This window comes from Oleiphilus sp. HI0061 (assembly GCF_001635675.1).
The window spans coordinates 1-13,163 of record NZ_LWFE01001798.1; the positions used below are offsets into that span (position 1 = coordinate 1).

Here is a 13,163-nt window from a genome sequence, read left to right on the forward strand (position 1 = left end):
AACTATGAAATTCTGAATGTTCTAAGAACTATTGGTGTTGACCACTCTCAAGGCTTTGGAATTAAAAAAACTGGTTTATTAGAAGAGTTAGCTTAAGTATAAGGCTTTGTGCTTGGAATACTTCAGCTATTCAGTACTTGTGAGTAGGCTGTGTAAACTCGCTTTTGGATCTCGATATTTTCGTCTTTTAGTCTCTCATCCAGTCGCTTGGCCGATTGGTTAATCTCTTGTTTAGAAAAGTTGCTAGGAATTGAGTGAGTCGCGTGGATTCGCTTGTAACTGGCGTAGTTCACTGGAAAGGGGCGGTAGGCTTTCTGAATCCCTTCATCAATAAGGTTAGCGACATCTTTATGGTCGTGTGTTTCAGAGATGCTTAGTGTATTTCCGAAGTCGATATGGATTTTACCCTTTTCTTCGCTCAGGCCTTTCTTACAAGAGATGAAATCATCAAACCGGTCTTTCTGATAGTCTGAGTTGTTTTCAGAGTTTATCAGTTCGTGAGCTTTGTCAATGTCACAAGGATCCCACTCGTAAGAGAAGCAGACAGGTACAATATTCAATGCGTTCATGTAATCGCTAAATGGTCGTTCCTTGGGCTTCGCTAAGATAAGCATTTTTATCAGGGCGGGGTTAGTTTTGTCTATATTGTCTTTTGCCCGGCCTTCCTTTTGCGCGATCCAAACGTTACCTTGCTGTGTAAAATGTAAATAACGAATGTACTCAGATTGTGTTTTCATCGCTTTAAGCATTGCTCTAGGAGACTTCAGAGATCTGAAGACCTTAAAGCAGCGGTTGAGTAAGGCAAGGTCGTTAGCAGCTGGGTGTTGAAGTAGGTTGTCACCGATAGCGCAATTTGAGGTAGAGAAGCCATATTCCCTTAGCGCTTTATTAAGGATGAGTGGATCCATCACGATGTCTCGGTGGTTCGAGATAAAAACATAGGGCGTCGCAGGGTCTAGTTCATCAAGACCGGAAACGCTCAAATCATCATAGCTTGTTTCTATGTAGGGGAATATAGACTCTGCCACCCAGGCTTGAAAGGCATCAATCGAGTGAATATCAGCTAAACGCTCAAATTGAATCGGCGCTTGATTTTCGTCTGACTTGAATAGGCTCTTGATCACGGAAATAAGTTCTTTATCGCTCAGTAGTGCGCGCAATACTTGATTGACTTGCTTGTCCTCATAGCACTGAATTTCTTTAAAGCTTTCTTGCCATGCTATATTGAAAGAGACTGCTTTAAGACTTTGCGACATGATTACCCGTAACGAATTGAAGATTGAGGTTTGAGTATAAACAAAAATGACGATTTCTTCGCGCCGATTATAATGAATTAAGTCTAGCTTCTGGCCATATATGCTGCCAGCGGCCAAAAACAACATTCGACTGGCCTGATAGAAGAGCTAATAATTTAAATATTGAGCAGAGGTAACTGTGAGAAAGTTTTTACTTGTTCAGTTTGCTAAGCGTCCTTTGTTGGGGCATGTAAAAACTCGTATTGCGAAAGTCTTGGGTGAGGAGGCTGCGCTATCTATTCATATGGAGCTTGTTGCAGATATTGCTTTAAGATTTAGTCAGTGTATCGCTTGTGACTATCAGTTATGGTTTGATCAAAAGAGTGCTTCGTTTGACTCGCTTGAAGCAGAATCTATAAATGCCCATAAAAAGCTTAAGGCACTAATTGCAGAAGAAGGTTTAGACTGCCACGAACAGCGAGGGGAAAATCTTGGTGAGCGAATGTGCGATACCCTTGAGCGTAGTTTAGTTGATTATCAGAGCGTTGCGATTATTGGCAGTGATTGTCCGAATGTCACTGTATCTGACCTGAAAGTTGTAAAAGATTCATTAAGTGAGCATGACGTGGCGATCATACCCGCAGAAGATGGTGGTTATGTATTACTAGCCTTACGCAGAGAAGCTCTGGCCCGAGTTAATGGTAATTGGCTCGATGGTGTTGAGTGGGGGAGTGATAAGGCGCTGGAGCAAACGCTTAGTTGCTGCAGTCGGATAGGACTAAGCTATCAAGTGCTTCCTGACTCGTGGGACGTTGACGAAGTGGCTGACTATGAGCGTTGGAAGGAAGTTATAGCTCAAACTTAGCGCATGATCTTGGCCAAGTTTGAGCTGAATATTGCTAGCGTTTTGCTAAATAAATTGAGTAGTCATGATTTATTTGCTTGGTTTTTGCTATTTTCAGTAAATTCTTTTTCGCCAAAGCGGTTGAAACGGCTTTCCCGTAGTGGTTTAGCACTTTACTTAGCTGCCAGTGAGAACTGCTGCTAAGTTCGATAGCAGTATTCAGCACAGGCTTCTGGTCATTGCTCCCAAACCATGCTTGGCGACATCCATCAATGGAATAGAAATATTCTTCGTTGATCAAACCTTCCCAATAAGCACTGTATTTGTCAGCGAGAATGGTGGATCTTAGAGCTCTGATATTTGCGCTGGTATTACGAAGGCCTTGCTTGGCAACCAGTGTTTCAATATCGGTACTCGCGTTATCGGGAGACTCACACAGCTTTATATTGAGAATGCCATTGGTACAAAGCTGACGCTTAACTAATTCAACGAATTCCGCATCAACTACCGGTGCTTCGGCCGAGATCGATGCAAAATGTATTTGGTTCCCATCTTCAAGAAAACGCTTTGCCAATGACTGTGGCCAAAACACTATATTAGATAAGCCTTTTTGATGGGCTTTTAGATGACACTCAGCTAGGTTCTCTAGACTATTTTCAAGGGCGAGGACATCAACATCGTTGAAGTGATTAGCATACTCAAGCGCACGTTGAGAAGCATTGGTGCCTGCAACTAATAGCAGTAAGCGTTCTGGCAGTTCCGATTCTGGCAGCTGGAAGTTATTGATTAGTTCCTGCTTCAAGGACTGCTGATTAAAAAAGTCGATTGTTTGCCGCCTTGGAAATGGCCCCGGTAAGTCATCTTTACTAGTTAGCAGTTCACTTTTCTTTTCTGGGAACTGCTGCTTGAAAGATTCACGCTCAGCTCGACGATATAGGGATGACTCCATTAAGGGTAATAATGCCGATGGCCACTGATCTAGTTCCAGCGCTGTTAAGTTAACTGCATAAGTCTGAGAGAAGAATGCCTTATACATACCCACAACAATCAATGCGCCGGCTACCTCATCAACTTCCCATTGGTGTTGGAGGGTATGTTGAAGAGATTGATCAATTAGCTCGACTTTTTCCTCTTCAACTTCATCAACGATTAAAGCGAAGTTAGTACGCTCCGCATAAACAGCAATCGCGATAGCTAGCACTTGTAGATCATCCCGAAGGGTGCCTGACTCAACGCACTCTAGCAAAATGCTTTGGCGCAATAGCGTTATAAATTCTTCAACATGCGGATCAGGTAAAATGCAGTTTAGTAAGGAGTAATACACTAAGGGGTCTTTTGCGACTTCAAGCATTTCAATCGTCGCATTTGGATTACTTAAATCATATTTTTTGACTAGCAATGCCGCGGCGAATCCGGCAAGTTTATCTAAAGCCAGTTCGCTCTTTGACAGAAGCAAAAACAAATCAGCTTCAAGCTGAGTGTTGTAAGATTCTATCTTTATATGAGGGCAGCAGTTAAGCATGCCATGCAAGATCGTAATGTCATCATAGCCATGATTGATTAAAGATCGATAATGGAGGTAAGCGACATCGAAGTGGCCAAGCGCATGATGAGCTCTGGCCATACCTAGAAATGCGTTCTTATTGCCATTATCAATTGAAAGTGCTTTTTCGAACTGTCTGATTGCTAACTCAGGCTCTTCAGAAATTATATGTAGATAACCTAGATTCGTCAGGTATTGTGTATTTTCAGGCGAGTGCTCTAAGCACTTATCAAATAGTTCTTTTGCGGCAGAAACATTCCCTCTATCAAGCTCTATGCGGCCAAGTAGGTTCATTGCCGGCGCGTTGTTCGGGTCGAAGTTGATGACTTCAGTAATCAGCTTGAAAGCTTTGTCCAAAGAAACCTTCTTGTCTTCAACAGCAGTATCGGTGCTGTTATACATTTTGTAGAGGTCATTCGCATGGATAAGCAGGCGTGCAATATCAGAACGTTCACAATCGCTGAATTCATTTACGATTGGTTGGAGCTTAGGAGTAGTAGGACTCATATTAGGTAAACCTCTTCCGCTTTTTTGTATTATCTAAGGTAGTGTCTAGTACTAAGCGAAGAGCGTGCCAGAAAAGATTGGTTTTCTAGGTGATATACAAGAAAAAAGCCGGCTAGGCCGGCTTGGAGAATAGATAGTAGTACTGTTTTTATTTTAATATTTTTAAGTCAGGTTTAACCCTGTAACAGTTGGAGTACCTGCTGTGGTTGTCCATTCGCCTGAGACAGGATCGAAAGACCCGCACTTTGTAATACCTGTGATCTAGACAGCTCAGCTGTTTCTGCGGCGAAGTCAGCGTCTCTGATTCGTGAGCTGGCTTCCGTAAAGTTTTCAGCTGCAATCGCTTGGTTCGTGATGGTGGATTCAAATCGGTTTTGAATCGCACCGAGGTTTGCACGTTGGAAGTTTATCGTTGTCAGTGCATTGTCGACAGCAGCCAAAGCTAAAATTGCGCCATCTGATGTTGATATATCAATGTCTTGTACTAGCTGTCCACTTTCGGCTGCGCCGTAGGTGCCGATTTCAAAGCCAGCTTTCTCAATGTCGCCTGTAATTGAGTCTAGCTCGATCTTACCAGCTGATTGCAGAGAAATTGATGCCCTATATTCGGTGCTAGCTGTTAGGCCGATGTTGGCAGGAGTGATACCTGTGAAAGCTCCAACGTCAATGTTTCTTCCATCATCGGCAATCAAGCGGAACTCTGAACCTAAAGCTTCCGCTCGAATACCTGTTTGGCCGGCCTTGTTGTTTATGGCTGAAATAATGGTGTTTTGTTTGTCTGCAACGGTATTTGTATCACTTGTCGAGATCTCAATGGTAACACCGTTTAACAGGAAGCTTCCAGACTCGCCAATACCGACACCAGGAGCTGCGATTGCTGTGGAATTAACCAACGTAGAGTTTACGGTTGCAGTAACACCTGACTGATCAGATACTAGGTTGATCGCATGCGCTTTTGCGATGGCGCTGGTTTCTGGGTTCGTAGAAGAAGGTGATGCTGTGTCAAAAGCGGCTAGTGTTGGTCCTACAGGGACGCTATTTATAACAAGATCTCCAGTAACAAATGTGGTGTTTGTAACGGCTTGACCAATGGCGCCACTGTTAGTGCCGCTGAATTTGCCAACAGCTAAGCCAGCATTTTCAATATCACCAGTTGTTGTGTCGATTTCAATTGGACCTCCATCGGAAGATACTAAGGAAAATGAGCCAGAGTAAGTTGCCGCACCAGCTAGGCCAACATCATTTAAATCTGTGATGGTTCCGGCTGTTGTTCCTATAGCTAATTCGATGTTCCTGCCATCTTCTGCTGATAACGATATACCAGTGTCTGCGCGACCATTAAAGGCAGCAACTACACCTGTTTGCCCGGATTTTTCGTTAATTGCGTTTGCGATGTTTTGAAGGTTTGCTTCGTCGCTGAGTAAGTCGCTGGCAGCAACATCAATGTCGACACCATTAATGGCAACTTGCCCAGATGATGCAGTGTTGTCGAACGTTCCTTCACCACCGCTTACGCGAGTGCTGCCAACTTTTGCCTCAATGCCTGTAATATCCGCTACCTTATTGATTGCGGCTGCTTTGGCGATTGCGCTCTTGTCTCGGTCTGAGCTAGAGAAGGCATCGTCTACACCGCTAGAAGCACCAACTGCAATACCATTAATAACTAAGTCACCTGCGGCCAATGCTGCAATTGCTTGTGTTGTGCCACCTTGTTGGTCTGAGCTGACGCCGTCAGTTTGTGCTGCGCCAAGCTTGTCAACTGTAGCGCCCTCAATGCTCACGGTAACAGATTCACCTTCATTTGAGCCGATTTGGAATGTGACACCGGAGAAAGACCCATCGAGCAAGTTGGTGCCATTAAAGTTTGTTTGCAGAGACACGCGTTCTATTTCAGCTTTTAATTGTTGAACTTCTTGGTCCAGTGCTTGTCTATCGATTGCACTGTTTGTTCCGTTTGCTGACTGAAGTGCTAGGTCCCTGATACGAAGCAGGTTATTGGTAATTGATCCTAATGCACCTTCAGCTGTTTGAGAAAGTGATACGCCATCGCCCGCGTTTCTTATGGCAACGTTGAGTCCTCTAACTTGTGAGTCAAAGCGTGTTGATATTGCCAAGCCTGCCGCATCATCCTTGGCACTGTTGATACGCAAACCAGATGAAAGACGCTGCAAGGCGGTCTGGTTAGCGGATTGAGAATTGTCCAGGTTGCGTTGTGCATTAATTGACGCGATATTGGTATTGATGATTTGAGGCATTGTATGCTCCTACTTATCTTCTATACCGGTGGACAGCATTCCTAAAGTTTTGGGATGAGTTACTACCGGCTACTAAATTAAAGTTTTTATAAAAGTTGTGATGCGTTAATTGAGCACCACTTTCCTTGCTGTTTGTAAAGCATGCACTGTGCCAGCTTTTGTTTGGGTGTTTTAAGTGTTTGTTAATATAGAAGTTTTTGTGTTTGTGTTAATGTGAGTAGTGTCTTTAAACGATATGTTTGCCGTTTTTTTGGCTAGTGCTTGCCGCAATCTATATAGCTAGTGAAGTAGGAGTGTTTGAGCAAGAAGGGGTTTGTTACACTTGCTTACATTGTTTTTGTAAAAAAAACTAAAGTAATTTTGTGGGGGGCCGTTAAATGATGTAACAAGCGATCGAGAGCGTGCTTTACAAAGCATGGTGTGTTTTAAAGTCTCGTTCGTTTACTTGCAAAATTGATCGGAGAAACGACATGCCTCAAATAATTAATACCAATATCGCGTCTTTAAATGCTCAGCGTAACCTTGAAAGTTCACAAAACGCTCAAAGCCAGGCTTTGCAACGTTTATCTTCAGGTTTACGTATCAATGGTGCGAAGGATGATGCGGCGGGTTTGGCAATTTCAAACCGAATCGACGCTCAGGTTCGTGGTCTTAACGTAGCTAACCGAAACGCAGGTGATGGTGTTTCTTTGGCACAAACTGCTGAAGGTGCTTTAAACAGTATCACAACTTCTTTACAGCGTGTTCGTGAACTAGCGCTACAATCAGCGAATGGTTCAAACACTGATTTGGAGCGTTCTTCTCTACAAGAAGAGGTTGAGCAGCTAAAAGCTGAAATTCAGTCAATTTCTGAAAAGACAAACTTTAACGGTCAAAGCCTTCTAGATGGCTCTTTCCAGGATACTGGTTTTCAGACCGGAGCAAACGTTGGTGACCGAATTGATGTAAGTATTAATGAAACTACTGTTGATACACTTGGCGCAGCTGCGACTGCTGGTGTGACGTCTAACAATAGTAAAACTGCATTAACTGCAGAGCAGACTATCGCCGCTGGTGACTTGACTATTAACGGTGCTGCTATTTCGGCTCCTGTTGGTAGTAATGACGACACGTCATTTGCTTTGCAGGGTTCAAGTGCAATTTCAAAGGCTGCTGCGATCAACGCAGAAACTGACCTGACGGGTGTGACCGCAACTGCAAACCCCAATACAGTCGAAGGTACAACTATAGCTGCGGGTGTTATCGGTACAGGTGTTGATGCTGAAACAGTCGCAATTAACGGTGTTGATATAGAGCTTCAGCTTGCAGAAGTTGAAGCAGAGACTGCGCTAACAGCAGTTGCAGATACAATTAATACAAAGAGTGACTTAACGGGTGTGACGGCATCGGTTGTCGAGACAAGCACAGGTTTTCGTGTTGATTTGACTTCTGAAGATGGTCGTAATATCACTGTTGATACAACAACTGGTGGTGCGGAAGACTTCGGTTTAGTTGATGATGGTACTGATGGTACCGCTGTCACATTTATTGGTGATGTAACGCTAACTAGTGATGACGGTTCTGATATTAATGTTGGTTCAAATACTCAGAATATTGATAACTTCGGTTTTGAAAAAGGTACATATAGTGGCAACAAGGCTGCACTAGTTGGTGATAATGGTAATGATGGTACTAGAGCTGCGCTACAGGCTGGTGACTTAACGCTTAATAATGTATCAGTTGGTGCGACAAAAGCAGGTGATGATACTGCATCTTCTACGCTATCAAGTTCAAGCGGTATTGCGCTAGCTGCTGCGATTAATAGGGTTTCAGACCAATCTGGTGTATCGGCTACGGTTAATGAAAACAGAGTTTACTCTGGTGATGTAACTGTGACTGGAACCGACTTTGATATCTCTATAAACGGGACGCAAATCACGGGTGCAATGGGGGCTGATCTTGCCACTAACCTAACAACAACTATTGATGCTATTAACGCTAAGTCTGGTTTGACGGGTGTAACAGCAGAAGCATTGGATAATAATCAATACACTTTGGTTGCTGAAGATGGTCGTAATATTGAATTGACTGTGGCTACGGCTGGTGACTCGGGTTTTACGACTGATGAAAACTATGTTGCTGGCGTTACGCTTGAGGCGGCTGGTGAGTTCTCAGTGGGTACGCTAACGGGCAATAATGAGCGGGCTGGTTTTAATGCAGTTGGTAGCTTTGGTGGATCAGAGTCGGGTACACTACTGAAAGATGTCGATATTAGTACCCTAGAGGGTGCTGAAGAAGCAATTACTGCGATCGATAACGCTATTAACCAGGTAGCAAGTGAGCAAGCGAAACTGGGTGCGATTCAAAACCGTTTTGAGTCTACTATTTCAAACAACTCTGTCAGTAGTGAAAACTTGTCAGCTGCAAACTCTCGAATTCGTGATGCGGACTTCGCGGCAGAAACTGCGGCATTGTCTAAGTCTCAGGTTCTACAGCAGGCAGGTATTTCAGTATTGTCACAAGCAAATGCTAGACCTCAGCAAGTTCTATCTCTTCTTCAGTAAGGGTTTAGTGCTTAGTTGAGATGATGCCGGCTTTGATGAAAATCAAAGTCGGCTTGTTTGGTTATAAGTTAAATGAGGTGCTTATATGAGCGACGTAAAATTACAAGGTGTGGAGCAGTCTTTACGGCTAGCGGCAGCATCGTCGTCTCAGAAAACACGTGAGGCTGGCGATTCGCCTAAGAAAGACGCAGTCGATAAGTCAGTTGAGGAAGTTTCTGAGCTTGATCAATCTTCAGCAACTGAGAGTGTGGGTCAGGCAGTGACTCAGCTTAATGACTACGTTCAATCTGTAGAGCGAAATCTTCAGTTTAATCTTGATGATACATCCGGTAAGACGATTATTACGGTCGTTGATAAGGATACATCTGAGGTGATTAGACAAATTCCTGACGATGTCGCACTGAAGTTGGCTCAAGACTTGCAGCAGAATGAGCCATTGAGTCTTTTTAAGGCTAAAGTGTAATATTTTTTGTAAACTGTGAAGGGTGGTGCTCGTGCAAGTGGCAAGCTTTTCACAGTTCGTTACAATTTAGGGGGTAAACTTTTGCCCCTTCTTGCCGATATATTCTACAAGAGCGCTATATAGAGTTATTGTAGTGTTGACTCAATAGACAAAGTTTTCGCTGGGTTAGAGTGAGTCAAAGTCATTGTGGCTTTAACGCTTATTTAATCCTGTGGTATTCGAGGCGATAAGTATGGCAAGTGTATCTTCGGTTGGAATTGGTTCGGGTGTTCTCACCAGTGAGCTAATTGATAATCTCGCTAATGCAGAGCGCGCTCCGGTTGAGGCTCGCCTAGATAGTCAAGAAGCTGAAATTAATGCTGAGTTATCTATCTTTGGGCAGATTAAATCAGCAGTTACTGATCTTCGTCTACCTGCTCGTACATTATCAAATCCCCAGTTATTTGAATCGAAAACTGTTTCTTCTGGAAGCTCAGCATTTTCCGCTACGGTTAATACAAGTGAAGCGAGTGCGGGTGTTCATACTTTAGAAGTCTCCGCTTTAGCTGTATCTCAAACATTAACAACGACAGAATTTAGTGATTCAGATACCACTGCTTTAGGTGAGGGTGCGCTTTCTATCGTGGTGGATGGCAAAACTACCAACGTAACGATTGATAACTCAAACAATACGCTCGATGGTATTGCTGCAGCAATTAATGCTGAAGAGGATGTGGGGTTGACTGCATCAGTCTTATATACCGGTACGGGCTATAAGCTAGTCTTTAACGCCGACGAAACGGGTCTTGATAAAACTATCGATATAAGCGTTACTGACACGGGTGATGCAAGTAATACCGATGCAAATGGCTTGTCACGTCTTGCTTATACCGCAGGTGCCACCAATCTGATTCAAAGCCAGCCTGCTGCAGATGCAGCATTTAAACTTAATGGTGTGTCAATTACTCGCTCTAGCAACGAGATTGATGACGCTATCCCGGGTTTAAAGTTGTCATTAAATGGTACAAATGATGGTGCACCAGCGAGTCTGGTCATAGCAGATGATCACTCTGCAGTGATAGAGAAAGTGTCTGAGTTTGTTGAAAAGTTTAATGCCTTGCAGACTCTGATTAACGAAAATACCGAGTTTGACCCGAGTAGCGGTGTTGAAGCTGGCATATTATTGGGTGACTCAACGACTCGAAGTTTAATGAATCAGGTGCGCAGCGTGTTAGGTACTACCGTTGCTGGCCTGGAAAATGCCAATGTTAGAAGTTTGGCAGATATCGGAATTTCTACTAATTACCAGACTGGCTTGTTAGAGCTGAATGAAAGTGACTTGGCTGATAAGTTGGCTTCAGACCCTAGTGATGTTTCGGCTTTATTTAGTGAGCAGGGTCGAACAAGTGATGCTCAAGTAAGTTTTGAAACGGCAGGTATTAATACTAAGCCTGGCACATATGACATTGAGGTGACAACGGCTGCAACGCGTGGTGAGTTAGTTGGCGGGGTTAGTCTAGGTGCGAGTACAACGATCGATGCAAACAATGATGAGCTTACTATCAAGATAGATGGCGTTGAAAGTGGTGGTATTACACTCGATGCAGCGAGCTATACGCAGACGCAGCTGGCTGCAGAATTACAGTCAAAGATTAATGCTGACTCGGCGCTGAATGCTGCAGGTAAGTCTGTGACTGTAAGTTTAGATGCTTCAAACCAGTTAGTGATTAACTCTAATGTCTATGGATCGAGTTCAAAGGTTGAAGTTTCAGCTGTTGATACAAATACTTTAGCTCAACTGGGTTTGAGTGTGGCTGCTGGTACCGATGGGGTTGATGTTGAGGGTACGATTAATGGTGTGGCAGCGATAGGCTCGGGTCAAACGCTAAGTGCTGCGACGGGTGATGATTCTGAAGGCATTCGGGTTACAGTTGAAGGTACAGCAACCGGTTCTAGAGGTTCGGTAACCTATATTGAAGGTGTCGGTGAGCAGTTAGTTGATCTAATTACTCAGATTGTATCAATTGATGGTTCTTTGACAACAAAGAACGATACATTAAGTAAGTCGTTAGCAATGATTAATGAGGAGCGTTTAAAGCTTGATGAGAGAATTGAGTCTTTAACAAGTCGCTTGGCGCGTGAATTTACGGCAGCGGATATCGCAGTTTCGAAATTAAATAGTACGATGGATTTTATAAAGGCGCAGTTAGATGCGCTAGCAGGAACAGGTTCAGACAAATAAAGTTTGTTATTAATAATAAAAGAAGTAGCTAAGGAAATAGTACCTTAGTGATTGCAGGAGAATAATATGAATGCATTACATCAGTATCAGTCGGTTAATGCGCAGACAAGTGTTGTCGATGTAGACCGTCACCAATTAATTCAGCTTTTATTTGATGGTGCTGTTGAGCGCATTAATATGGCTAAGGCGCGCATTGCTGCGAGTGACTTTGAAGGCAAGAATCGTTTGATTAACAAGTCGATAGAGATTATATCGGGTTTGCGTAGCTTTCTAGATTTAGATAAGGGGCAGGAGGTCGCACAAAATTTATTTGATCTTTATGTCTACTGTGAGCATCGACTGTTTGAAGCTAATGTCAAAAACGATCTAGAAATGTTGGAAGAGGTGCTTTCTCACTTGAAGAAGATTCAAGGTGCCTGGTCTGGTATTCGTCAGGAAGTTATTGAAAAGGGTATTCTCTAGAGGCTTGTTCGCAAGTTTAGAGTGCTTTTTTGTTTATTGCTTTTGTATAAGAGATTGAATAGCGGCTATTGATTGCCGCTATTCCAATGTGCTCAGCGTTGCCGACAGTTAGTTCGATTCTTCGATCACTGCGCTGGTATCTTCACCGCCGAATGCTTCCAGGATCTCTGGAATTAGTTTGTCGAACTCTGCCGTCATAATGGTGAAGCCAGCGTCAAACATGCTGGCGGCATCTTCGGCGTTCATGTCGTCAAGTTGATCTTGTAGCATATCGCCAAACTTGATGCGCTTCACACTTAAATCAGAGCCTAATAATAGTGTTAGTGACTCGCGCCACTCGACAGCAAGTTTGGTGACTTCCATTCCTGATTTGATTTGTTGGTCGATCTGTTCTTGATCGAGTTCCAAGCCTTTATACTTAATAGATCCTTTCTCTTCACCTTGTGATGTAAGTTCGCATTCTAAGCCTACAGTCATAAAGCTTGGTAGGCTGCTTGGCTCGGTGACCCAGTGTGTCATGATCGAGCTTGGGGCCTGGTTAACTGCTGGTAGGCGAATAGGAAGTGAACCAATTGTTTTGCGTAAATAGCTGGTCAGTTCATCTGCCAATTTGGCTGATGAAGTGTTAATCACAAGGTAGCCTTTCGAAGGGCAAAGGTAGGCGAAATAGCGCGATGTCTTGGTGAAAGACTTAGGTAGTAAGAGGTTAGTGATTTCTTCCTTTAGCTCAGTTTTTTCTTTGCGTGTAACTTTGCGGTGCTGTTGTTCCTCGATCTCATTTACTTTCTCTTGTAATTGCTCATTGACCACAGAGCTAGGTAGAATACGCTCTTGCTTTTGAAGGCAGATCATCCAGTAATTCTGGTTAACGTGTACCAGTTGCTCGGAATGCTTTTGCAAAGGGCTGGACCAACCTAGTTGGTATATGTCGTTCGCGCCGCAGGGTTTAAATGGTGAGTCAGCAAGTTTACTTTCTAATTCTTCGCTTGATAGTTCGAAAGGTTTAGTAAAGCGATAAAACAGGATATTTTTAAACCACATAAGTATATTCAGGCCTTCAGTTAGATGTAGATATTCTTTCTTAATAAGA

9 protein-coding genes are annotated in these 13,163 nt (G+C 43.4%); 5 read left to right on the top strand and 4 right to left on the bottom strand.

Annotation, left to right across the window (positions count from 1 at the left end):
• Positions 1 to 122 precede the first annotated feature (122 nt).
• Positions 123 to 1,382: a 1-acyl-sn-glycerol-3-phosphate acyltransferase gene (locus A3735_RS27400; RefSeq protein ID WP_068507188.1), complete on the bottom strand. Its 1,260-nt coding sequence runs from the start codon at positions 1,380 to 1,382 to the stop codon at positions 123 to 125.
• A 52-nt stretch (positions 1,383 to 1,434) separates the two neighbouring features.
• Here A3735_RS27400 and A3735_RS27405 point away from each other — a divergent pair, with 52 nt between their 5' ends.
• Positions 1,435 to 2,100, top strand: coding sequence for a TIGR04282 family arsenosugar biosynthesis glycosyltransferase (locus tag A3735_RS27405; protein ID WP_068507183.1), 666 nt, complete (start codon positions 1,435 to 1,437; stop codon positions 2,098 to 2,100).
• A 34-nt stretch (positions 2,101 to 2,134) separates the two neighbouring features.
• Here A3735_RS27405 and A3735_RS27410 read toward each other — a convergent pair whose 3' ends face one another.
• Entirely contained in the window at positions 2,135 to 4,129 is a 1,995-nt protein-coding gene (locus tag A3735_RS27410) for a M48 family metallopeptidase (RefSeq protein WP_068507180.1), read from the bottom strand.
• 173 nt (positions 4,130 to 4,302) lie between these two features.
• Positions 4,303 to 6,384 (bottom strand): flagellin, encoded by a 2,082-nt coding sequence (locus tag A3735_RS27415; protein WP_068507177.1) that lies wholly within the window; start codon positions 6,382 to 6,384, stop codon positions 4,303 to 4,305.
• Between the two features lie 470 nt (positions 6,385 to 6,854).
• On the opposite strand from A3735_RS27415, the gene A3735_RS32415 reads away from it, so the two are divergent.
• From A3735_RS32415 to fliS, 4 genes are all read left to right on the top strand, one after another.
• A complete protein-coding gene (locus tag A3735_RS32415) occupies positions 6,855 to 8,927 on the top strand; it encodes a flagellin (RefSeq protein ID WP_068634058.1) in 2,073 nt (690 codons plus the stop codon).
• 85 nt (positions 8,928 to 9,012) lie between these two features.
• Positions 9,013 to 9,390: a flagellar protein FlaG gene (locus tag A3735_RS27425; RefSeq protein ID WP_068508417.1), complete on the top strand. Its 378-nt coding sequence runs from the start codon at positions 9,013 to 9,015 to the stop codon at positions 9,388 to 9,390.
• Between the two features lie 232 nt (positions 9,391 to 9,622).
• A complete protein-coding gene (fliD, locus tag A3735_RS27430) occupies positions 9,623 to 11,611 on the top strand; it encodes a flagellar filament capping protein FliD (RefSeq protein ID WP_068508419.1) in 1,989 nt (662 codons plus the stop codon).
• A gap of 66 nt (positions 11,612 to 11,677) precedes the next feature.
• Positions 11,678 to 12,073, top strand: a complete 396-nt coding sequence (fliS, locus tag A3735_RS27435) for a flagellar export chaperone FliS (protein WP_068508421.1) — start codon at positions 11,678 to 11,680, stop codon at positions 12,071 to 12,073.
• A gap of 108 nt (positions 12,074 to 12,181) precedes the next feature.
• Here the strand turns inward: fliS and rdgC are convergent.
• A partial coding sequence (gene rdgC, locus A3735_RS27440) for a recombination-associated protein RdgC (RefSeq protein ID WP_231882670.1) occupies positions 12,182 to 13,163 on the bottom strand: 982 nt, incomplete at its 5' end.